Annotated in this window: 19 protein-coding genes and 1 other RNA gene; 16 read left to right on the top strand and 4 right to left on the bottom strand. The window is 43.8% G+C overall.

The features are described 5' to 3' along the window. Positions 1-8 precede the first annotated feature (8 nt). The 4 genes from DW182_RS06915 (at position 9) to DW182_RS06900 (ending at position 3203) form a co-directional block, all read left to right on the top strand. On the top strand, positions 9-908 hold the full coding sequence (locus DW182_RS06915) for a tetratricopeptide repeat protein (RefSeq protein ID WP_118295075.1): 900 nt from the start codon (positions 9-11) through the stop codon (positions 906-908). Positions 909-912: 4 nt separating this feature from the next. After that, positions 913-1299, top strand: coding sequence for a preprotein translocase subunit SecG (gene secG, locus DW182_RS06910; RefSeq protein WP_007666184.1), 387 nt, complete (start codon positions 913-915; stop codon positions 1297-1299). Between the two features lie 141 nt (positions 1300-1440). Beyond that, positions 1441-2841: an MFS transporter gene (locus DW182_RS06905; protein WP_117706587.1), complete on the top strand. Its 1401-nt coding sequence runs from the start codon at positions 1441-1443 to the stop codon at positions 2839-2841. Between the two features lie 8 nt (positions 2842-2849). Next, positions 2850-3203 carry a PqqD family protein gene (locus DW182_RS06900; protein WP_118295165.1) on the top strand — a complete coding sequence of 118 codons (354 nt, stop codon included), beginning with the start codon at positions 2850-2852 and terminating at the stop codon, positions 3201-3203. Here the strand turns inward: DW182_RS06900 and DW182_RS06895 are convergent. From DW182_RS06895 to DW182_RS06885, 3 genes are all read right to left on the bottom strand, one after another. Further along, positions 3183-4244 carry a DUF4831 family protein gene (locus DW182_RS06895; RefSeq protein ID WP_118295074.1) on the bottom strand — a complete coding sequence of 354 codons (1062 nt, stop codon included), beginning with the start codon at positions 4242-4244 and terminating at the stop codon, positions 3183-3185. The two genes, DW182_RS06900 and DW182_RS06895, sit on opposite strands and share 21 nt — an antisense overlap. A gap of 412 nt (positions 4245-4656) precedes the next feature. Beyond that, a complete protein-coding gene (locus DW182_RS06890) occupies positions 4657-5772 on the bottom strand; it encodes a lactonase family protein (protein WP_118295073.1) in 1116 nt (371 codons plus the stop codon). A gap of 98 nt (positions 5773-5870) precedes the next feature. Then, positions 5871-8702, bottom strand: coding sequence for a beta-glucosidase (locus tag DW182_RS06885; protein WP_118295072.1), 2832 nt, complete (start codon positions 8700-8702; stop codon positions 5871-5873). Positions 8703-8944: 242 nt separating this feature from the next. Here DW182_RS06885 and ssrA point away from each other — a divergent pair. The 10 genes from ssrA (at position 8945) to DW182_RS06840 (ending at position 19293) form a co-directional block, all read left to right on the top strand. Then, positions 8945-9341: a transfer-messenger RNA gene (gene ssrA, locus DW182_RS06880) on the top strand. Between the two features lie 263 nt (positions 9342-9604). Beyond that, on the top strand, positions 9605-11266 hold the full coding sequence (locus DW182_RS06875; protein ID WP_199678557.1) for a glycoside hydrolase family protein: 1662 nt from the start codon (positions 9605-9607) through the stop codon (positions 11264-11266). Positions 11267-11659: 393 nt separating this feature from the next. After that, positions 11660-12688, top strand: a complete 1029-nt coding sequence (locus DW182_RS06870) for a L,D-transpeptidase (RefSeq protein ID WP_118295071.1) — start codon at positions 11660-11662, stop codon at positions 12686-12688. Positions 12689-12775: 87 nt separating this feature from the next. Further along, positions 12776-13486, top strand: coding sequence for a murein L,D-transpeptidase catalytic domain family protein (locus tag DW182_RS06865; RefSeq protein ID WP_118295070.1), 711 nt, complete (start codon positions 12776-12778; stop codon positions 13484-13486). A 98-nt stretch (positions 13487-13584) separates the two neighbouring features. Further along, a complete protein-coding gene (locus DW182_RS06860; protein ID WP_118295069.1) occupies positions 13585-14934 on the top strand; it encodes an MATE family efflux transporter in 1350 nt (449 codons plus the stop codon). After that, a complete protein-coding gene (locus DW182_RS22120; RefSeq protein ID WP_158580791.1) occupies positions 14931-15074 on the top strand; it encodes a hypothetical protein in 144 nt (47 codons plus the stop codon). Before DW182_RS06860 ends, DW182_RS22120 begins: the two co-directional genes overlap by 4 nt. A gap of 271 nt (positions 15075-15345) precedes the next feature. Beyond that, entirely contained in the window at positions 15346-15675 is a 330-nt protein-coding gene (locus DW182_RS06855) for a PAS domain-containing protein (RefSeq protein WP_118295163.1), read from the top strand. Between the two features lie 26 nt (positions 15676-15701). Beyond that, positions 15702-16805: a DNA polymerase IV gene (dinB, locus tag DW182_RS06850; RefSeq protein WP_118295068.1), complete on the top strand. Its 1104-nt coding sequence runs from the start codon at positions 15702-15704 to the stop codon at positions 16803-16805. A gap of 141 nt (positions 16806-16946) precedes the next feature. After that, a complete protein-coding gene (locus DW182_RS06845; protein WP_118295067.1) occupies positions 16947-18875 on the top strand; it encodes a heparinase II/III family protein in 1929 nt (642 codons plus the stop codon). A 43-nt stretch (positions 18876-18918) separates the two neighbouring features. Further along, a complete protein-coding gene (locus DW182_RS06840; RefSeq protein WP_118295162.1) occupies positions 18919-19293 on the top strand; it encodes a YccF domain-containing protein in 375 nt (124 codons plus the stop codon). 64 nt (positions 19294-19357) lie between these two features. Here the strand turns inward: DW182_RS06840 and DW182_RS22255 are convergent, their stop codons facing one another. After that, a complete protein-coding gene (locus DW182_RS22255) occupies positions 19358-19498 on the bottom strand; it encodes a hypothetical protein (RefSeq protein WP_199678556.1) in 141 nt (46 codons plus the stop codon). A 287-nt stretch (positions 19499-19785) separates the two neighbouring features. Here DW182_RS22255 and DW182_RS06835 point away from each other — a divergent pair, with 287 nt between their 5' ends. Together DW182_RS06835 and DW182_RS06830 are read left to right on the top strand one after the other, a co-directional pair. Then, a complete protein-coding gene (locus tag DW182_RS06835) occupies positions 19786-20730 on the top strand; it encodes a LytTR family DNA-binding domain-containing protein (protein ID WP_118295066.1) in 945 nt (314 codons plus the stop codon). Positions 20731-20878: 148 nt separating this feature from the next. Next, complete coding sequence (locus tag DW182_RS06830) at positions 20879-22819, top strand: TonB-dependent siderophore receptor (RefSeq protein ID WP_118295065.1); 1941 nt, start codon at positions 20879-20881, stop codon at positions 22817-22819. Positions 22820-22853 lie beyond the last annotated feature (34 nt).

The following is a 22853-nucleotide window of genomic DNA, read 5'->3' as shown; positions in this document are numbered from 1 at the left end:
GAGTAGGAATGACGCCTGTACATTTGCAACAATGGATACAGCATCCCGAGGCGTTGAACCGGGATACCTTATACGAACTTCGTACGTTGGTAACCCGCTATCCTTACTTTCAGTCCCTGCGTTTGCTCTATCTCAAGAACCTCTATGTGCTGCACGATATTAACTTCGGTGCGGAATTACGTAAGGCCGTACTGTATGTATCGGACCGCCGTGTATTGTTTTATCTGATTGAAGGTGACCGATATGCCCTTCATCCTCATACTTCAGAATCTGTTGTCGGGAAGGAGTTGGAGGAAGAGCCGAGTATCGACCGTACCCTTTCATTAATAGACGCTTTTCTTGCCACTGTGCCGGAAGAACATTCTCAGACGACAGAGTTGGATTACACAATGGATTATACCGCCTATCTGATGCAGGATGATGAAGATACGGACGAGGCAGATACATCATCGACTATCCCGGTGGAAGTACCCAAGTTGCGTGGACAGGATTTGATAGACGGATTTATCCGGCAGAGTGAAACCGAGGAAGGCATCAGCTTGAAGTTGCTGAAAGAGGAAAATCCGCTTCTACTTCCATTGATTGAGGAGGAAGAGGACGAAGTTGAAGAAGAAACACCGGTTATAGCCGAAGAGATTCCTCAGCCCATAGAGGCAGAAACAGAGCAGGAAGATGATTCTGAAGATACGGATACTGATGAAGAGACGACTCATAAATCAGCTTCGGGTGAGTTGGATGACAGTTGTTTTACTGAAACTTTGGCGAAAATTTATATCAAACAGCGCCGATATGACAAGGCTCTTGAAATTATTAAAAAATTAAGTTTGAATTATCCAAAAAAAAATGCTTACTTTGCAGACCAAATCAGATTTTTGGAGAAATTGATTATTAACGCTAAATCAAAATAACAAAATGTATTTATTCTTAGTTATCTTAATGGTGGTTGCATCTTTGCTGATGTGCTTCATTGTATTGATTCAAAATTCCAAAGGAGGCGGTTTAGCATCCGGCTTTTCTTCTTCCAATCAGATTATGGGTGTGCGCAAGACTACTGACTTTCTGGAAAAAGGAACATGGTTCTTGGCAGGATTCATGGTCGTAATGAGTATTGCTACTGCTTATGTGGTTCCTACTTCTTCCGGTAAGGGAGGCGATGTGATTCTGGAGCAAGCTCAAAAAGAAGAAAAGACCAATCCGTATAACATGCCTACTGGTACAGCTGCTCCGCAGACAGAAGCTCCTGCTACAACAGAAACTCCTGCAACAACTGCTCCGGCTGCTGAAGATTCAGCTAATTAAAGCTAAGCGCGGATGATCCCGCAAAAGAAATAAGAAAGAGGTTGATGCCGAAAAGGTGTCAGCCTTTTTTCTTTTTATGACGGATTTAACTACCTTTGTCGGGATTATGCAGTCTGACTAATAATTAATCTAAATAGTACAATGACAGAACAATTAAAACTTAAATTGAATGACTCCAAAGCTACCCGGTGGGGAGCATTGGTAATTGTTGCTTTCACAATGATGGCAGCTTACTATGTAAACGATGTGGTAGCACCACTGAAAACAATGTTGGAGTCGGATCTTGCTTGGACAAGTAGTGATTTTGGATTCTTCACAGGTGGATATAGTTTCCTGAATGTATTCTTCCTGATGTTGATTTGGGGTGGATTAATCCTTGACCGTTTTGGTATTCGTTTCACTGGTAAATTATCAACTATCTTGATGGTGGGAGGTACGGCACTTGAATATTATGCCATGACAGGGCTTGCCGGTCCGGATGCACAGATTTTCGGTCTTAACGAGATTTTCGGTTATAAAGCAGGCGTATTCGTTGCATTTGCCGGTTATTCTATTTTTGGTGTAGGTGCGGAAGTTGCCGGTATCACTGTTTCTAAAATTATAGCCAAGTGGTTCAGGGGTAAAGAACTGGCTACGGCTATGGGTGTACAGGTAGCACTGGCACGTATTGGTTCGCAAGCCGGTTATGCAGTGGCTATTCCTATGGCACGTGCTCTCGGTCTTTCTTCTCCGGTATTATTAGGATTGATATTACTTGTAGGTGGTTTGATTGCTTTCTTTATCTTCTCAGTGATGGACAAGAAGTTGGATATGCAGATGGCTGCTGCTGCCGAAGAAGCTGGTACAGTAAGTGAAGAGGAAAAGTTCTCTTTCAAAGATGTGAAGAATATCCTTATTAACCCGGGTTTCTGGTTAATAGCTTTGCTATGTGTATTGTTCTATTCTTGTGTGTTCCCCTTCCAGAAGTTTGCTTCCGAACTTATGATTACTAAGTATGGCATCAATGAGAATGTAGCGGGCACTTTTGCAGGATTGCCGGCACTGGGAGCACTGATATTGACTCCGGTATTTGGTGGATTTATAGATAAACGTGGTAAATCAGCTTCTATCATGATATTGGGTGCTGCTATGTTGATAGGCGTGCATTTCATTTATGCAATTCCTTCCATTGACTACTGGCTGGTGGCTATTGCACTAATGATTATTTTGGGTATTGCTTTTTCTCTGGTACCATCTGCTATGTGGCCAGCGGTCGCTAAGATATTTCCGGTAAGTCAGTTAGGTACAGCATATGCATTGATATTTTTTATTCAAAATATTGGTCTGTGGGGGATTCCTACTCTGATTGGTAAAGTACTTGATGTTTATTGTATAACCGGACAAAAGCCTGATGGTACAAATATATATGATTATACAATACCTATGTGTATTTTTACCGGTATAGCCTGTATGTCTCTTGTAGTGGCCTTTTTCTTAAAGAAAGCGGATAAGGAAAATGGGTATGGACTAGAATTGCCTAATATACAGAAAAAGGAAAACTGATAATGAGTATGGAAACACCAGAAGGAAAAGTCAGTCTGTTGGATGCTGTTCCGGTTCGTTGTGACCACATCTTGACCGAATGGGAGGGAGATTACGCTATAATCTCCTATCCCCGGTTCAAGTATGAGTGGATGCGCCGGCTTTTGTTACCGAAAAGCATGTCTCCTGATATTCATGTCCGACTTGAAGAACACGGCAGTGCAGTGTGGCGTCTGATAGACGGGCGGCGTACGGTACAGGAGATTGTTTTCCAGCTTGCCGATCATTTCCATCTTGATGAGAATTATGCTTCACGAGTCACGACTTATGTGATGCAATTACGAAAGGATGGATTTATAAAATTACTCTCTGTCAACTTTTAATAAAGCCCCTGTTTCAGGATCGAATAATACCTTTATTGTGGAATTCTTATTGAACAGTACAGGAGCGAGATATTCGACTACACCAAATTGTGTGACAGGAATTTCTGAATTATACAATTCTTTATTGTTATAGCTTAATGTAACGTGAGCTCTGCCCGGTACATTGTAGGCAACACCTTCATCCAGCTTCTTCTTTGGATCGACTTCAGGGATTTTTATGCTTTTAAGGTCAGTTACCGTGATATAAATAGGTTCGCCTGCCAGGTCATTGTTGGCTACAATACCCAACTTCTTAGAAAAACGGAAAGCAACTTCATTCTTCATCTCTTTGGGGACGATGCGGATGGTATATATTTTCTCTTCATCGGTCACTTTGCCTGCAAACATTTCGGTCATTGCACGTTCCTGCAAGGTCAGGTTATCCAGCATAAGCTTTAGTTGTGCACCGTCTTTGGGCATGTTGTCCGATTCACCGCGCAACAGGGCATTTTTGCTTTCACGGATGTTATAGATTTCTTTTGCAACCAACTCCGCCATCTTTGCCGTTGAATTTGCCATCAGGATTTCTTCTGTCAGGAAGCTACGGGGATTGACGTAAGGAGTATTATCAGCTGCCTTGGGAGTGGTAGGAGCTGCTTTCTTTTGTCCGCTGCCCAACGGCATGTTGATGGAGTAGACGATGCCGTCTTTGCTCAATTCGATAAGAGGAGCCACGGTTTTGTCTTTCATCTTTACAAAATATACATTCTCTTTATCAGGTATACCGACTACTGCTGTTTGTATCTTGTCCAATGTCCAGTAAGTTTTCGGTTCGGAAGAAACATTAGTTAATCGCAGATAACGGTCAGCATACTTGGAAAATTCTCCGGGAGTATAGATATGTTTAGTGGCTTGCACGGTAAGTTCGATTTCTGTTTTCGGAAGTACGTAAGTAACGCCGTAGTCTTTGCCACGCATGATACCTGTTGTCACTTCTGTTTGCGCTATGGCAGAAACGGAGAACAACAGTGCTGAAAGTAATACTATGTTTTTTTTCTTCATAAATCGCGTTGTTTAAACAATTTCGGTTAAGGGACAAAGTTAATGAAGTTATTTTTGTCAAGAGTAAGATTATAGAATATTAACAGAATAGGCTGTCAGTGCCGTCAGAAGCCTTTCTGGACGGGGTGACTGTTTTTTACTAAAACCTTATCGGGTTTTTACTAATTTTCCGGTAGATTTTTACTAATTTTCAGTCGTGAATTTAGTAAAAATCCGAAGCCCTTTTTGTAAAGGGTGGGACGGATGTATTTTGCCTCAAAGTATCTTATTTTTCGCCTGAAAAAGTATCGGATATAAAAAAACAGGGAGAAGCAAATGCTTTTCCCTGTTACTATCTGTGACCCTGAATCTAAATCAGGATTACGATGACAAATATACAAGATTAAAAACCGGAAGTTAAGCTTTTACCCGGCTATTTTACGAATTGGATGCAGACGGGTTTATCAATACGGATATCTTGATGCGTATCTGATAACAGACCTGTTACGGGATCTCGTTGGAATACCTGAATGACATGACTGTCGCGGCAGGCGGCCAACAGATATTTCCCGTTCGGGGTGATAATAAAGTTACGCGGATGAATCCCCGTCAACTGGTAGCCTACCTTTGCTAACATGCCGGTTTCCGGATTTACTTCGAAGATGGCAAGACCGTCACCTTTCAGGCGATTGCTGGCATACAAGTATTTCCCATCGGGACTGAGATGTATATCGGCACTGCCACGTGCACGGAGTGTGTCGGCTGCAATGGTCTGTATCTTTTCCAGTTTACCATCCAGGTAACTGAAAGCTGTGATATTACCGGATAATTCGCTGATAAGATACGCGTACTTGCCGTTCGGGCTGAAGGTGAGATGACGTGGACCGGAATTAGGATCTACGTCAATAGCTTCGGCAGAAGGGTGGGGGATAATGCTCTTCGGGTGTATGACAAAGCGTAGGATACGGTCGGCACTGAAATCAGTGGCAAAGATATATTTTCCATCCGGAGAGAAAACAGTGCAATGTACGTGGGGTGTTGCCTGTCTTTCAGCGTCCGGTCCGCCGGTACTGCCTTCAAAAAGGGTATCGATAGGCTCTAATGAACCATTCTTTTTCAACGGGAAGATAGACATGCTACCTCCGCTGTAGTTGGCTGTGAGTACTTCTTTTCCGTTGGTGGCAACGTAGCAAGGATCGGCTCCCATAGTGGGCTGGCGGTTCAACAAACTGAGTTTCCCTGTTTCCTTATCGAAGGAGAAAGCATTGAGAGCAGCTGTTGTGTCGTTCATTTCGCTGACGGCATAGACAAACTTTCCATCTTCCGAAGGGATGAGGTAAGACGGGTTGAGTACTTCGATGGAACTGAGCGAGGTGGCAAGTCCCGTTTCCTGGTTGAAACGGAAGGTGTAAATACCTTTGCTGTTTCCATCAGTGTACGTACCTACCAGCATGGTGAGTTCGTCACTTCCGTTGTTTACGTTTCTCGCTTTGTGGGGTGCACAGGCTGTTATTGCTAATCCAAGCATACAGAAAAGAAGTTTTCTCATGATATTATGTTATAGAGTGATAATGTTATAGAGTGATAAGGCGATAAGGTGGTAATATGATAAAATATCACGCTATAACTTTATCACCTTATCACTCTTTAGCGTGCTTCGCACACTATTTCTGCCACTCCTACGCGGTCATCATTTAGTACAATGCGCAAGTCGCTGGCAATAGTTCCTTTGAACGTATATGAAATCAACTTTCCGTACTCGCTGACTGTACCCGAATAAACCGTCAGGAATTGTCCGCCGCCACTTGAAAGCTGGATTTCAAACTCCGCCGGCAGACCGTTGCCTCTGCTGAATGCAATGGAAACGCCATCTACCTTGGAACCGTTCTCCAAGGCAAAGGTAATATAATCTCCTTTATTTCCTTCCCAAACAGTATTCATTTTTTTATCGAGCACGTTCATTACACTTTCCGGATTGGTGCTGGCAGTTACGGGAGCATCCGGTTTTGCCTGTGTTTGCATGGGGGCATTTGGATCTTCTACTGTCAATGTTCCACTTAGGCGGATATCTTCGGAAGAAGCACCTACCATAATGCTGAAGTCTCCCGGTTCCACCACCCATTCCATGTGTTTATCCAGCAATTCCAGCTGTTTACGGTCGAGGGCGAAAACTACCTCTTTAGCTTCTCCCGGTTGCAGGTGGATACGTTCAAAGCCTGCCAGATTCTTTTCGTAAGTGGTAACGCTGCTCAGGATGTCACGAATATACAGCTGAACCACTTCATCACCTGCACGTTTTCCGGTGTTTGTTACTTTGCAGCGCACGGTTGCCTTTTGGTTCGGTGTAATTACTTTCGGACTGATTTCGATGTCGGAATACTCAAAGGTGGTGTAACTCAGACCGTATCCGAATGAATAGAGTGCACCGTTGACGCGTGACATATTTCCATCCAGTCCCGGATTCTTTCCGCCGTCAATCTGTGAAGAAGGTTTGCAGGGGAAGTTGAAAGGAATTTGTCCGACACTTTTCGGGAAAGTGACTGTCAGTTTTCCGCCCGGGTTATAATCTCCGAAGAGTACATCGGCTACTGCTGTTCCACCTTTGGACCCCGGATACCATGCTTCTAAAATAGCGGGAACGAACTTGTCTGCCCAATTGATGGATAGCGGGCGACCGTTAATCAGCACCAGTACGACGGGCTTTCCGGTTGCTTGTACAGCTTGAAGCAGTTTCAGTTGTCGTCCTGGGAGTTCGAGACTGCTGCGCGATTTGTTTTCACCACAGGTACGCTGTCCGCCTCCCAATACGACTAAGGCTACATCTGCCTGACGTGCATTTTCTACTGCTTTATCAATTTCAGCTTGTTCGCTATCTGTCATCGGATAGTCGATAAGTTCGCTTTCCGGCCAATTGGCATCTACAAGATCACAGCCTTTGGTGTAGAGTACTTCTGCTTTGCCTTCGGATTTTTGACGAATGCCTTCCAGCACTGTGGTTACTTCTACTGCCAAAGGACCGTAGTGTGTCAGTGCATATCCCTCTTCGTCTGCATTTGGGCCGCAAACTGCTATTTTCTTCACGTTGTTGATATCCAATGGCAACACGTTGTTTTCATTCTTCAATAAGACGAGGCTTTCGCGTGAGGCTTGTAGTGCAAGAGATTCATTTTCAGCTTTCTCTACTTCTCTATCGGCTCCTGCAAGGTCAGTCTGATAGGGAGCGTCGAACAGCCCTATGAGGAATTTGACACGCAGAATGTCACGTACACGGTCGTTAATCACTTCTTCGCTTAGTCCGCCCTCTTTTACCAATTCGCGCAAAGGCAATACATATGAATCCGGTGACCGGAAGGTGCAACGTACATTCAGACCGGCTTCTACACTTTGACGCACGGCTTCTTTCATATCTTTGGCGGTGCTGTGTTTGGTATAAAGATATTCAACGGCATCACTATCCGAAACCACATATCCCCGGAAACCCATCTCGCCACGCAGACGTGTAGTCAGCCAATAATAACTGCCTTGTATGGGAACACCGTCGTAATCATTGTACGAACTCATCACTCCCAATAATCCCGCTTCCTTTATCACCCGTTTGAAGGGGTAGACATGTATCATTTCCACTTCGCGTGGTGACATTTGCGGGTCTACACGTGCCATACCTTCGCGGGCGCCCTTGTTGTTACTATAAGCAACGAAATGTTTTCCGGTTGCTGCTACCTGATGGTTATGTTGCATGCCGCGTACCATTTCAATACCCAGTTCGGCAACGAGGTAAGGAGATTCACCATATACTTCCTCATAGCGTCCCCAACGCTGGTCACGGCCGACATCGAGGATGGGAGCATAGACATTGGTATATCCCAATATACGGGCTTCCCGTCCGGTGATTAATCCTACCTGGCGTATCAGTTCGCGGTTCCAGGTATGTCCCAATCCCAGTTGTGTGGGAAAATTGGTGGCACGGTAACTTTCTATTCCGCGGATACCTTCGTTCGTAAAGTCTACGGGGATGCCGAGGCGCGTTTCTTCTATAAAGAAGCGTTGTACTTCATTCAGTGCCCAGGCATGGCGGGATGCCGGCCATACATAGGGATTATCCGATGGGGGAAGTCCCCATTGTTGGAAACCGTTCAGGTGTTCGTCAATGGCACCGATGCCGTCTTTCCAAAGCATTTGTTTCCATTCGGGGGTGGGGAGGTCGTCCTTTAGTACACGTTTATAGCCGTAGAGGGTTACCATCTGGCAAGTCTTTTCTTCCAGTGTCATCTGGCTGAGCAGATCTTCGATACGTGCATCCAGCGAGGCATTCGGATCTTCGTATACATCCTTCACTCCGTTTTTGTTGAAATCAATCCAGCCTTTCTGGTACATCTCGCTTTTGACGGGTTTGTACACAGCCGGTATCTTCACGTTTTTTTGTGCGCAGAGCAGAGTACTGCCTCCGAGCAGTAGTGTCATTGCAATTAGTTTCTTCATGATATTTATATTTTTGTGTATATTATCTTCTGTTGTCAAAGGTACGGGTTATGTGGGAGAAAGAAAGGTAAAATCGTCCGGAGTACTGGCTTTTATTGTACGTATGGTAATGCAAGACTGCTTTGGGTCTTATAAAAAGATAAGGTTTATTAATCCGAAGTAAGCAATCACACTATTCTTTTGTACAGTAACAAAAGAATTCTTATCTTTGCCCCACGATTTCTAAAAACCGTATGTATTCTGGGGTTGACTGGATTTGACAGCGGGTAGAAATAGTAAGTAAGCATGCAGTGCGTCGTTGATTTGCACTTTAATCTCAGTCCTCAAAATTTTATCTGGCGAAAGACAATACGCTCTTGCTGCTTAATCGAATCATAGTAGATTAGCTTAATCCCGGCACCAGGTGCTGGGACGAGACATCACTCGGAAGCTGTTGCTCCGAAGCATTCCGATCCAGTGGTGCAGTTACATCGGAGATAGTTCTTGTCGGCCTTGAGGCGAGAATGAAACTTTAAAGGATAAGGCAATGGTTGATGGCTTTGGTTCTGCCGTTGCTCGAAAACTTAAGCAAAGATAAGCATGTAGAAAGCTTATGATTTCCTCGTTTGGACGAGGGTTCGATTCCCTCCAGCTCCACAAATAAAAATGGTAAGTCCTTGAACTGCTAAAGTTCAAGGACTTTTGTTTTACCAGATATTCTCTCTTAATTTCCAACTACTTAGGTAGTTGTCACCGAATCGTATACAATAACGTGATGAAAATGAAAAGCATCTGTAAAGCTGTAATTTCTGTTTACGTAAAGGTTTACGTGCCTTTTTACTTTCTTTCCTTTTCCTTTTATATGCAATTCTTCTACTTTTGGCCATGTAAATCTATTTAAAACCAATTCTAATATTATATTTATGGAAAGAAGCCTCTTTAAATTTGCTCTACTGGGAGTCATGCTCTTGATCAGTCATTCCTCTTTTTCACAAATAACGGAACGGGAACGTCCTGCGGAATGGAAACAATTAGTGAAAGGCTCCCGCTTTATGGATCGCTTCCTGCCGATGAAGGGAAATGTACTTTCATCCGATACATGGGGCGCTGACTGTGTGCTTCCGCGTTATGTAGATAATGGCATTGAAGACGGTATCTGGTCCTATTGGGGTGGAAATATTCGAAAAGGCGAAGACGGTAAATATCATCTATTTGCCTGCGGCTGGCTGGAATGTTCACCTAAAGGACACATGGAATGGCCTAACTCATACGTATTTCATACCGTAAGCGATAATCTGACAGGGCCTTTCAAGCCTGTTCGTGTCATAGGTAAAGGGCATAATCCTGAAATATTCCGTGCTAAGGATGGCCGGTATGTTGTCTATGTAATTGATGGACGTTATGTATCCGATGATCTGAATGGAAAATGGGAATATGGAAAGTTTGATTTCAATGCACGCGACCGCCGTATTATCGAAGGTCTGTCTAATCTTTCATTTGCCCAGCGTGAAGACAGTTCTTATGTAATGGTTTGTCGCGGTGGTGGTATCTGGGTCAGCAAAGATGGATTATCGGAATACAATCAACTGACCGACAAACGGGTTTATCCGGATGTGGACGGTCGGTTTGAAGATCCCGTAATCTGGCGCGATCATATTCAGTATCACCTGATTGTTAATGATTGGCTGGGACGTATTGCTTTCTATCTTCGTTCAAAGGATGGAGTGAACTGGGTGGTCGATCCGGGTGAAGCTTATATGCCGGGAGTTGCTGTACATGCAGACGGACAGGTGGAAGACTGGTTCAAATATGAACGCCTTAAAGTGTATCAGGATAAATACGGACGTGCCATTCAGGCTAATTTTGCGGTAATCGATACGCTTAAAAACGAAGATAAACCTTTTGATCACCATAGCTCAAAGAATATCAGTATTCCCTTGAATCCGGGATTGTTGCTTACCATACTGGACGAGAAACCTATTACCTCGGGTACAAAAACAATTCGTGTGAAGATACAGGCGGAAGAAGGCTTCAATCCCCAGACGGATATAGATGTGAATTCCTTGCGCTTCGGTGCTTCTGAAGAAGTGAATTATGGTAGGGGTTGTCAGGTATTGACCACAGAAAGTGCGGGCAAGGATTTGATTGTAACTTTCAATGGCAAAGGAAATGGCATCACTAAAGATGAGTTTGCCCCGAAGTTGATTGGAAAATACAAAGATGGAAGAATACTTTATGGGTATGCGCGTTTGCCATACATTGATTATATAGAACCGATCCTTTCAGCTCGTGCCCCAGTCTTTACCAAATCCGGGAAGGGACTGGAATGTACAGTGGAAATACAGAATTTCGGTCAGGTCGGCTCAAAGAAAGCATTGGTGGAAGTAGCGTATAAAAAGGAAGGAAAAACAATAAAGGTAGCTTCCGGTATGGTTCCGGCATTGAAGCCTTATGAAAAAACAGATATATTGCTTTCTGCTAAAGATGTGTTTGAGGAAGGAAAGGAATATGATTTGATAGTGACACTCTATTCCGGCAAAAAAGTATTGTCAACATTTAATCTGAAAAAGAAAGTGTTGGAGTAATCTGAGAAAGCTATCGGTCCCGATGATTTGATAAGGGGATAAATATTCCGCTTACAAGGTATTAACTTCCTGTCGACAAGGTCTCAACTTCTTGTCAACAGGAAGTTAATTTTTTGTATGCAAAGAGTTGGCATCTTGTAATGTATTGATAAATAAAGCCTTCCTAACTTGTCTAATTTTAATATAATAAGGTTCTGTTCATAAACGAATGATTAATATTATACCGTCAATATCTTTCGGAAACTTTCATTAAATTTCTATCTTTGCGGAAATCCGTATTACCTGAATAAGATGAAACGATACCTGCTGTTATTTCTTATGTAATTGATTTCTATGAAGAGTCAACAATAACAGGGAGGTAGTCGTTATTAGGTTATAGTTAAATTTCATTTTATGAAACATTTCGTTCTTTTTGCCTGCGTGGCCGTTGGTTTGATTTTTGCCGGATGTCGTAACCGGCAGGAACCACCTGTGCCGGTAGTTGTGCAGGAGGCTGAACCTAAAGATACGGCTGTGCTGGAATTTCCTCATCCTAAAGAGAAACAGTTGACCGCTGCCGATATTTCCCTTACCAAAGAATTGCTTTATGACCAGCATACCCTCGAAGATACCTATCCATATAAGGATACGGTACGCTCTTTCAAATGGGATGTCATCCGGAACTGCCTGGCTTATATCGAGAATATGCAGCGCGATACTACTGCAAGGTGGGTGGTGTTGCAGAATTATAAGAATCTGAATAAAGAAGCTCCCCTGGTACGTAAGTTCGTGCGGAATGTGTATCGCCGTGTAGCTGATACACTGGGCGTGGAGCGCTATCAATCGGTACCGCTATATCTGCCCACTGATACGCTGGTACCCGAACGTTATGGTAGAGACGGTACTATCGCTTATCTGAAAGGCGAGGAGGGAAGTTTTTACCGGATATTACCCGCCACTTTTGAAGAAGAATGGCTGGCACCACGCAGTTATCTGAAACAATTGCCGGATAGCACCGTCTTTAATCATGTGATTTTTGTCGACCGCCTGGATCAGAATATTACTACCTTGGAACATGTCTCGGAAGGTGAGTGGAAGATACGCAGCATGAATCCCGCCACTACCGGAATGCATGCTCCACCCTATGCTCAGGAAACCCCACTGGGGATGTATCTGCTTCAACAGAAGAAAACGCGTATGGTATTCCTGAAAGATGGTTCGGCGGAGACAGGAGGCTATGCCCCCTATGCCAGCCGTTTTACGAACGGAGCTTATATTCACGGAGTGCCGGTGAATGCGCCGCGTACAAGTATGATTGAGTATAGCTGGTCGTTGGGAACCACTCCACGTTCGCATATGTGTGTGCGCAATGCCACTTCACATTCCAAGTTCGTTTTCGATTGGGCGCCTACCGAACGCTCTTTGGTTGTGGTGATTGAATAGTGAATCCTCATTTTTAACTATCTGTGTGATAGGTGTCTGGAGAAAAAACTGTAATTTAGCCGCCGTTATTTCTCTGGCTAAAGTTTTATGTTGCGATTTATTGTATCCATTTTATTCTTATTTCTTCCTTGTACCTTGTTTCTGGGCGGCAAGTCGTCAGATAACACTCCTGATTCTGCTGAAAGGACTGCTGCATCTGATGTTGAGGCTTATGCGAGCTTATACCGTTCCATGCAGTTGGAAGGAGTTGTTAACTGGAAAGCTTTCCGGCAGGCTGTAGCAGGTTATTATAAAATAGACAATCGTAAACGGGAGGTGTTGACATTGATAGACTTTTCCCGTCCTTCTACCGCAAAACGTCTTTTTGTATTTGACATGAGGGAACGTAAAGTACTTTTCTCATCGGTTGTTTCCCACGGAAAGAATAGCGGTGATAATTATGCCACTTCCTTTTCCAACGAATATGGTTCCTACAAAAGTTCACTGGGGTTCTATCTTACAGAATCTACTTATCAGGGAAAGAATGGGTATTCGCTTATTTTGAATGGTTTGGAAAAAGGAATCAACGACCGGGCTCGTGAGCGTGCCATTGTGATGCATGGGGCGGCTTATGCCGATCCTTCGGTAGTCAGCAGAGGAGGACGTTTGGGAAGAAGCTTTGGCTGTCCGGCTGTTCCGCAAAAACTTTCCCGTCCTATCATTGATGCCATTAAAGGAGGAAGTGTGATGTATATCTATGCTGAAACTCCTGATTATCTGGCACACAGTTCAGTCTTAAAAGATGCAGACGGACTGTAGTTTAATTCTTTTCATTACGAAGCATATTTTTGACGTTTGTCAATTCCTGTAATCTTATCTTTTCATACCTTTGCGTGCAATTTTCAGAGGATTAATTTATGGCAACATCAAGAGAAATGACGGCAGGACGCGCATTGCCGTTGATATTCAATTTCACTATGCCTCTGTTGATGGGAAACCTGCTACAACAGACATACTCTCTGGTAGACGCGGCAATCGTAGGAAAATTCTTGGGTATTAATGCACTGGCTTCGGTAGGAGCAAGTACTTCGGTGATTTTCCTTATTCTTGGTTTCTGTAATGGATGTTGTGGAGGTTTCGGTATTCCTGTGGCGCAGAAGTTCGGAGTGCGGGATTACAGTACAATGCGTCGTTATGTATCGGTCAGTTTACAACTGGCAGCGGTGATGTCGGTGGTGATTGCGATAATTACGAGTATTCTGTGTGGAGATATTTTGCAGATAATGCGTACACCGGATATCATATTCCAGGATGCCTACTATTATTTATTGATAACGTTTATCGGAGTTCCCTGTACTTTCTTTTATAATTTGCTGTCCAGCATCATTCGTGCTTTGGGCGATAGCAAGACGCCTTTCTGGTTTCTGTTGTTTTCCACTATACTTAATATTCTGCTCGACTTGTTCTGTATCCTGGTATTAGATTGGGGAGTGGCGGGAGCCGCCATCGCTACGGTCTTTTCACAAGGCGTATCGGCTGTGTTGTGTTATGGATACATGATGCGCCGTTTTGACATATTGCGGGGAACACCGGATGAACGGAAGTTCAACGGCGCCTTGGCACGGACACTGATGTATATCGGTGTACCTATGGGATTACAATTCTCGATTACCGCTATCGGAAGCATCATGTTGCAAAGCGCCAACAATGCATTGGGAACTGCTTGTGTAGCCGCTTTTACTGCTGCCATGCGCATCAAGATGTTCTTTATGTGTCCGCTTGAAAGTCTGGGCATTGCTATGGCTACTTATACCGGACAGAATTATGGTGCGGGTAAGCCCGGACGTATCTGGATGGGAGTAAAGGCAAGTACGTTAATGATGATTATTTACTGGGCGTTTACGTTCTGCATATTGATGCTGGGGGCACGTACGTTTGCCTTGCTTTTTGTGGAAGCGTCTGAACTGGAAATATTGAAGGACACGGAGTTGTTCCTGCATATTTCCGTGTCCTTCTTCCCGGTTTTGGGATTGCTCTGTATTCTGCGATATACCATCCAGGGAGCGGGATATACCAATCTTGCTATGCTTTCCGGAGTTTCCGAAATGATAGCACGTGTGCTGGTAAGTCTTTATGCAGTGCCCGCTTTCGGCTATCTTGCGGTCTGCTTCGGTGATCCGACGGCATGGATTGCGGCTGTCCTGTTCCTGGTGCCGGCATTTATTTTTGTATATCGGAGGTTGCTTCGGATGAGGAGAGAACAGTGAGTATAATTCCCGTGCCTCCTCCCGGTGCCTGTGCTATCGTCGCATATTTGCCTATTTTTGCTTCGGGTACTATGGTTTGTGGCCAAGTAGTAGGACAGGTGGTGATGAATGTGACAGACTTTGCACAGGAAACAACGTAACTGAGCTATGTTGTTCTTATGGGTTATTATATCATCATCCGTATTGATGGTAGTCATCATCCGTATTGATGGTAGTCATCATCCGTATTGATGATAGTCATCATCCGTATTGATGATAGTCATCATCCGTATTGATGATATATCGAATCATACACTAAGGTATGTTCATTCTAAAGATTTTGTTGATAGGCAATAAGGGTGTCATTGGGAAAAACATTATCTTTGGGTCATAAAAGTAAAAGGTATGAACCGTAACTTTATAGCAAAAACTATGTACGAATGGGCTAATGAAATGAACTGTGCCGTAACCGTATGTGACACAGAAGGAGTCATCCTTTATATGAATGAGAAAGCATGTCGCACGTTTGCCAAACATGGCAGTCTGATAGGCAAGAATCTATTTGATTGCCACAACCCGCAATCGCAGGACAAGATACGCGAACTGCTTGAAACGGGAGGTATCAATGCTTATACCATTGAGAAGAACGGAGTCAGGAAAATGATTTATCAGACGGCATGGAAACAGGATGGTGTGGTGGGAGGCCTGGTAGAGATTTCCATGGAGATACCCGGAGAGATGCCCCACTATGTGAGGAAATGAATCGTAAAATGGAAAGGTGATTATGCATGATGTGTTGCGAAGGCACTGAACGAAAAATCATACATATAGATATGGATGCGTTTTACGCATCTGTAGAACAGCGTGACAATCCAGAGTTGCGCGGAAAACCTATTGCAGTGGGTTATGCCGAAGAACGTGGTGTAGTGGCAGCTGCCAGTTATGAGGCGCGTCGCTTTGGAGTGCGTTCGGCTATGCCATCTACGAAAGCAAAGCGGCTTTGTCCGCAACTTATCTTTGTGCCTGGACGGATGGAGGTGTATAAAGACATCTCCCGCCAGATACATGAAATTTTCCATGAATATACGGATATCATTGAGCCGCTTTCGTTGGATGAGGCTTTCCTGGATGTGACAGAGAATAAACCCGGTATCCCATTGGCTGTGGACATTGCCAAGGAAATCAAACAAAAGATACGGAGAGAACTTAATCTTGTAGCATCCGCCGGTATATCTTATAATAAATTCCTGGCAAAGATTGCTTCGGATTATCGCAAGCCGGATGGACTGTGTACCATCCACCCTGACCAGGCGCTGGATTTTATAGCCCGTCTTCCCATCGAGAGTTTCTGGGGCGTAGGTCCGGTGACGGCAAAGAAGATGCATTCATTAGGGATTCACAATGGAGAACAGTTGCGAGCCTGTTCACAGGCCATGTTACTGCGTGAGTTCGGAAAAGTCGGTTCATCGTATTATGATTGTGCAAGAGGAATTGACCTCCGTCCGGTGGAGTCGGTGCGTATTCGTAAATCTATCGGCTGTGAACATACATTGGAGAAAGATATCTCGCAACGTTCATCGGTTATCATCGAGTTATATCATACTGCGGTGGAACTGGTTGGGCGTCTGGAACATAAAGATTTTAGAGGAAACACACTGACGCTGAAAATCAAGTTTCATGATTTCAATCAGATAACCCGTAGTATTACGCAGGCCAAAGAATTAATTACTCTTGATGTGATTCTTCCCTTGGCAAAACAACTACTGAAAGAAGTGGATTATGAACATCATCCTATCCGCCTGATAGGTCTTTCTGTTTCTAATCCGCGGGAGGAGACAGAGGAGAAGGGCGTCTGGGAACAGTTGAGCTTTGAATTTAGTGATTGGAAATGAACCCTCTTTCCCTGTGATTTATTAATCCGATGTACAAATGGATGATTTTGTACCCAACTACGGATAATCAGATACACTGTTTTGGCGGAACTTGTGTACTTTTGCCTCATCGTATAACAGATAATCTAACTTTTAAATATCATGAAGAAGAACACGCTTTGCCGCATTATCCTTTCTTTCTGCCTGCTTATTGTCGCAGGTGTTTCAGCACATGCCTATACCGAACGGAATCTTTTGCAAAAAGCTGCCGGTAGTGAAGAACAACTGAAAGAGGTATTGGTGATGAATCAGAAATGGGTACCTTATCCTGCTTATACCGACCGTGCCGGTTGGGACGAATTGCTGGGTACCAATAAAGAAAATCTGATTCGTGCCGGAGAGAAAATGCTTAATTACGAATGGAAAGTAATCCGCGCCACCGACTATCTGGAATATGAACGCAGTGGCGAACGGAACATTATGCAAAATCCCTATGAGGCCAACCGGAAAGCAATCAACATCCTGATGCTTGCCGAACTTGCCGAAGGAAAAGGGCGGTTTATCGACCAACTGATAAATGGAGCATTTTATAGTTGCGAGATGACTTCCTGGGTACTTTCTGCCCATCTGGTACGTCAGACCACCAAACGCTCTCTGCCCGATTATCGCGAACAGGTGATTGATCTGGGTTCGGGAAACTTCGGTTCCATGTTGTCGTGGGTATATTACTTCTTCCATGATTCTTTCGATAAAATAGATCCTGTAATCTCTCAACGCTTGCGTCATACTTTGCAGGAGCGTATTCTCGATCCTTATATGAACAATGACCGGGAATGGTGGATGGCTTTCCAATGGAAACCGGGAATGATTATCAATAATTGGAATCCATGGTGTAACTCCAATGTATTGCAATGCTATCTTTTATTAGAGAATGACCGTGACCGCCTGGCAAAGGCTGTTTGGCGCAGCATGCAGTCGGTAGATAAGTTCATCAATTTTGTAAAGGCTGACGGTGCTTGTGAAGAAGGACCGTCTTATTGGGGACATGCAGCCGGGAAAATGTATGACTATCTTCAGATACTTTCGGATGGAACAGCCGGAAAAGTATCTCTTTTCAATGAACCGATGATTCGCCGGATGGGAGAATATATCAGTCGTACGTATGTAGGAAACGGTTGGGTAGTGAACTTTGCGGATGCTTCTGCCAAGGGTGGAGGCGATGCACAGTTGATTTACCGTTATGGCCGTGCGGTCGGCAGTGAGGAAATGATGCAGTTTGCTGCTTATCTGTTGGATGGTAAGCGTCCTTCTGTGCCCTTGGGCAATGACACTTTCCGCTCCTTGCAGTCCATATTATGGAATGGAGAACTGGAAAAGACGACTGCTGCCCATACCATACCTGCTTGTACCTGGTATCCTGAAACGGAATTCTGCTATCTGACCAATAAGTCCGGCTGGTTCCTGGCTACGAAGGGCGGATTCAATAATGAAAGTCATAATCATAATGATGTAGGCACATTTTCATTGTATGTCAATACGATACCTGTGCTGATTGATGCGGGGGTAGGAACTTATACACGGCAGACATTCAGTAACGAACGTTATACCATCTGGACCATGCAAAGTAATTACCATAACCTGCCGATGATAAACGGAGCACCCCAGAGTTTCGGACAGAATTATAAGGCTACGGATGTTGTCTGCCAACCGAAGAAACGTTTCTTCTCAGCGAACATTGCGACGGCTTATCCGGAGGAAGCCGAGGTAAATAACTGGACACGTGCCTATTCATTGGGTGATAAGCAACTGACGATTACCGATAATTTCTCCTTGAAATCAGCGAAAGAACCTAATCAGGTGAACTTCCTTACTTGGGGAAAGGTGGATATTTCCGTGCCCGGAAAGGTGACGATAGATGTACAGGGACAGAAAGTAACTTTGGAATATCCCGGTGAATTCATAGCAACCGTTGAAACGATCAATTTGCCTGATACACGTCTTTCCAATGTTTGGGGAACGGAGATTTACCGTGTTGCCTTGAAAGATAAAGATGCGCGATTAACAGGTAAGTATAAGTTTGTTATTAAATAAAAAAAACTATATTTGCGTATTAGAATACAAGAAACGCAAAATTATGGGATGTTTTATGAATTTATTATGGCTGGTGTTCGGAGGTATTTTTACCGCTATAGAATATCTTGTTGCCAGTTTATTGATGATGATTACCATTATCGGTATTCCGTTCGGTATGCAAACTCTGAAAATGGCTTCACTTGCATTATGGCCTTTTGGCAAAACGGTGCGGAGCGGTGAACGTTCGGGTGGTTGTCTGTATATACTGATGAACGTGTTGTGGATACTTCTGGGCGGTATCTGGATTTGCCTTTCTCATCTGGCATTCGGTGTGGTGCTGTGCATCACCATTATTGGTATCCCCTTCGGACTACAGCATTTCAAACTGGCAGGATTGGCTTTGACGCCTTTTGGAAAAGACATTGTAAGCGACTGATAAAAGAAGAGGGCGAAAAACCTTTCGGTTTTCCGCCCTCATTCATTTTATTTAAAGGTGTTATTTACATGATAATGTTAGCTTGCTTTGCAAGCAGTTTTTGAAGTTTGCCATTCAGAGCCTGGCACATAGTTCCGTTTCCCATTGCTTGATAGCGTTTAATACGGTACTGTAACATAAAAATTTCATTTGCATTCTTTTTCATAATTGTCATCTTTTTGTGCTTTCCGCGTTTCGGAAAGCGGGTTTTACATCTTTTTCTTTTCTCTTATTAACGCTGCAAAGATACGAATTGTTCACGAGAAACATGTTTTAAAACATATAATAATGCGCTTTTTATTCGTTTTTCTTTAGAAATCCCTAATTTTGCTATGTGCATATTACAAAAGTATGACTAAAAATGGAATAAATGATCTTTGTACGATCTATTAATAATTTGTATACCTTTGCAGCATCTTACACATAATCAACCCTTACAAACAGGAAGTCATAATGATAAATAAACTGTTGACACTTTTACGAAGCCCTTATCCATCATTGGTGAAGAGATGGAAAAGCGTGATAATACCTTCACTTATAGTGTTTCTGATCCTTTTTGTGTTGCAGCCTTTTGGCATTTCTATGATGGGAGGCTATAAATTCTGGGTAGTGTTAGGTTATGGAGTGGTTTCTTCATTGGCACTGAGTATCTCCACGTATTTGTTTCCTGCTTTGTTTCCCCGTTATCATAGTGAGAAGAACTGGACATTAGGCCGCGAATTGTTAGGAACTTTGGGAGCTTGTTTGCTGATTGCGATAGGTAACTGTTTCTATACGGCTTGGGTATTTGGTTCATTCATACTGAGCTGGAAAGGATTTCTGATAAGTTTGGCTTGGGTGGCGGTTCTTGCTCCTTTCCCTATTGTCTTCTTTTTGATGTGGAATCGTAATTTGCAGCTGGTACGTAATCTGAAGGAGGCAACGGAGATTAACTACGCTCTTGCGAAAAGAGAGAATACCCAGAAGGAGAAGATTCGGACAAGGAATGAGGAACAGATAGGAGAAGGTAGGGCAGTAGAAGAAGTAGCAGAAGAAGAAACTCCTATGCAGTTGGTTTTCTCCGGCGGAACGAAAGAAATGCTGGAAGTGGATGCCCATACCTTATTTTATGTAGAAGCAGAAGGAAATTATATTAGAGTAGCTTACAGTAGTGCGGATAAGATGCAGCAAAAGCTGGTGCGGGCTACTATGAAGCAGGCGGAAGAAGCAGTTGCTGCCTGTCCGTTTATTGTCCGTTGTCATCGGGCCTTTCTGGTGAACATACACACTGTGGTAAAAGTAAATGGAAACTCACAAGGATACCGTTTGAGACTGGAAGGATGTACGGAAGAAGTTCCGGTTTCCAGAGGCTATGCAAAAGAGATAAAAACGCTGATAGAAGGGGATACGGAAGGGTAGTCATTCGTCACAGAATAAAAAAAATACAGCCATTCGTCACAGGAGGAGTGCTGTTTGTCACATATCCGGATAGTCTGTCCCGGATATTTTTTTGCCTGAAATTCTTAGTCTATGTTTGCTGACGGAAATCGTAAAGAACATAGATAAAATGAAAAGATTGATTCTACTTTTTAGTGTAAGTGTATTGCTGATGGTGCAGCACTTGGAGGCGCAGACAGCTGTGACGGATACCGTTTTCTTGCAACTATACAATGATAGTGTAGATTTGAAGGAAGTGGTAGTGAAAGGTAAAAGGACGCCTGTTGCCAACAGTCGTTGGAGTGATATGAGTCCGGTGGAACTGGTGACTGTGGGAGGTGCAAACGGTGATTTGTATCAGGCATTGCAGACACTGCCGGGCACGCAGGTACAAGGAGAAAGTGGCCGGCTGCTGGTGCGCGGCGGAAGTAGTGATGAAACACAGACATACATTGACGGAATGCACGTCTTGAATCCTTATACGGCTACAGGTATAAACTCACCGGCGCGCGGGCGTTATTCCACTTTTATGTTCAGTGGTGTCAATCTGGAATCGGGCGGGGCTCCGTTGGAATACGGGGATGCACTCTCGGCTGTGTTACCATTGGAGACAAAGGATAAGCGCCCTATCAATAAGTTAGGCATTAATGCCTCTACGGTAGGCTTCGGTGGGGGAGGTACACGGGCTTTCGATAAAGGTTCACTTTCGGTGAACCTGGATTATCAGGACTTATGTGTCTATGATCATATCTATTCAGGACGTACGGATTTTGAAGATCCCTACCGGATGATGACCGGATCGGCACAATTCCGCTATCATCCCGATGATGCTACGCTTTTCAAGATTTATGGCGGCTATGATCATACTGACTTTTCCAATTATGAAGGCGCTGAACGTAGACTGTTCGATCTGAATGAGAATAATTTCTATCTTAATACAACTTTCCGTAAGCGTACTTCCGGTGGATGGAACTGGTTTGCAGGTGCGGCATTCTCTTTCTTTGAACAGAAGATAGGTAATGTATCACTTTCGACAGATCATTGGATGGAACAACAACAGGAACTTCATGCAAAGGCAAAAGTGTTCAAGTGTATTTCTCCGGCTTTTCGTCTGGATATGGGAGTGGAGAGTTTTATCCGCCGGTATGAGAATCGTTATCAATATCAGATGAAAGAGGCGGAGGGAATAGATAGCCATCATGAAATCAATCCGACGATCAGTGCAGGCTTTCTTTCGGCGACTTACTATCCGGTGGAGCAATTGAAGGCGGAACTTTCTGTCCGCACAGAATATACTTCATTGAATGAAAAGGTGAATTTCTCACCCCGTCTGGCTGTTAATTACTATTTGGGAGATGTAGTACTCTCTGCTACGGCGGGACGATATACACAGTTGCCGGTTAGCAGATTGCTGGCTCAGGAGAACAAGTTGAAATCGGAATCATGCATTCAGTATAATCTGGGTGCGCAGTATGAGGGTGATGGACGCTTCTACAAGGCTGAACTTTATTATAAGAAATATGACCGTCTGGCATTGGTGGAAAAGGGAACGGTAGATGCAGCGGAAGTACTGACTTCCGGTGGTTATGGCTACAGTAAAGGTTTCGACTTATTCTTTAATGACCGTGTCCTGCTGAAGAATCTGGAATACCAACTTTCCTATACATATAATATTGCCAAGCGGAAGTTTCAGGAATATACGGAACTGACTACTCCGCAATATGCCACTCAGCACAATGCATCCCTAGTGCTGAAGTATTCCATTCCGCGAATCGGCACGATAGTCGGTTTGACGAACCGTTTCAGCAGTGGGCGTCCTTATCATAATCCGGATTTACCGGGCTTGATGAATGATCATGTGAAGCCTTATAACAGTCTTGATCTCGGACTGACATTCCTGCCCAGTAAGAAAGTGATTATCCATGCCTCTGCTACCAATATCCTTTGCCGGAAAAATGAGTTTGGGCGGGTGAATAATAAAGCTATTCTGGCTTCAAACGATCATTTCTTCTATATCGGGGTGTTTATCACACTTGGGAAGAAGGCGGCTTATGATGTTTCTAATTTCTAATTTAATTAAAAAAAGGTCCGTGTTCGTCCGCCTA

The organism is Bacteroides sp. AM16-24 (genome assembly GCF_003471885.1).
In the GTDB taxonomy this organism is placed as follows: domain Bacteria; phylum Bacteroidota; class Bacteroidia; order Bacteroidales; family Bacteroidaceae; genus Bacteroides.
Note: the sequence above shows the minus strand (reverse complement) of the source record. Positions and strands in the feature narration are given on the sequence as shown.

Coding starts and splice junctions, on each gene's coding strand:
- DW182_RS06915 (WP_118295075.1), top strand. CDS start 9: ATGACGCCTGTACATTTGCAACAATGGATACAGCATCCCGAGGCGTTG.
- secG (WP_007666184.1), top strand. CDS start 913: ATGTATTTATTCTTAGTTATCTTAATGGTGGTTGCATCTTTGCTGATG.
- DW182_RS06905 (WP_117706587.1), top strand. CDS start 1,441: ATGACAGAACAATTAAAACTTAAATTGAATGACTCCAAAGCTACCCGG.
- DW182_RS06900 (WP_118295165.1), top strand. CDS start 2,850: ATGGAAACACCAGAAGGAAAAGTCAGTCTGTTGGATGCTGTTCCGGTT.
- DW182_RS06895 (WP_118295074.1), bottom strand. CDS start 4,244: ATGAAGAAAAAAAACATAGTATTACTTTCAGCACTGTTGTTCTCCGTT.
- DW182_RS06890 (WP_118295073.1), bottom strand. CDS start 5,772: ATGAGAAAACTTCTTTTCTGTATGCTTGGATTAGCAATAACAGCCTGT.
- DW182_RS06885 (WP_118295072.1), bottom strand. CDS start 8,702: ATGAAGAAACTAATTGCAATGACACTACTGCTCGGAGGCAGTACTCTG.
- DW182_RS06875 (WP_199678557.1), top strand. CDS start 9,605: ATGGAAAGAAGCCTCTTTAAATTTGCTCTACTGGGAGTCATGCTCTTG.
- DW182_RS06870 (WP_118295071.1), top strand. CDS start 11,660: ATGAAACATTTCGTTCTTTTTGCCTGCGTGGCCGTTGGTTTGATTTTT.
- DW182_RS06865 (WP_118295070.1), top strand. CDS start 12,776: ATGTTGCGATTTATTGTATCCATTTTATTCTTATTTCTTCCTTGTACC.
- DW182_RS06860 (WP_118295069.1), top strand. CDS start 13,585: ATGGCAACATCAAGAGAAATGACGGCAGGACGCGCATTGCCGTTGATA.
- DW182_RS06855 (WP_118295163.1), top strand. CDS start 15,346: ATGTACGAATGGGCTAATGAAATGAACTGTGCCGTAACCGTATGTGAC.
- dinB (WP_118295068.1), top strand. CDS start 15,702: ATGATGTGTTGCGAAGGCACTGAACGAAAAATCATACATATAGATATG.
- DW182_RS06845 (WP_118295067.1), top strand. CDS start 16,947: ATGAAGAAGAACACGCTTTGCCGCATTATCCTTTCTTTCTGCCTGCTT.
- DW182_RS06840 (WP_118295162.1), top strand. CDS start 18,919: ATGGGATGTTTTATGAATTTATTATGGCTGGTGTTCGGAGGTATTTTT.
- DW182_RS22255 (WP_199678556.1), bottom strand. CDS start 19,498: ATGAAAAAGAATGCAAATGAAATTTTTATGTTACAGTACCGTATTAAA.
- DW182_RS06835 (WP_118295066.1), top strand. CDS start 19,786: ATGATAAATAAACTGTTGACACTTTTACGAAGCCCTTATCCATCATTG.
- DW182_RS06830 (WP_118295065.1), top strand. CDS start 20,879: ATGAAAAGATTGATTCTACTTTTTAGTGTAAGTGTATTGCTGATGGTG.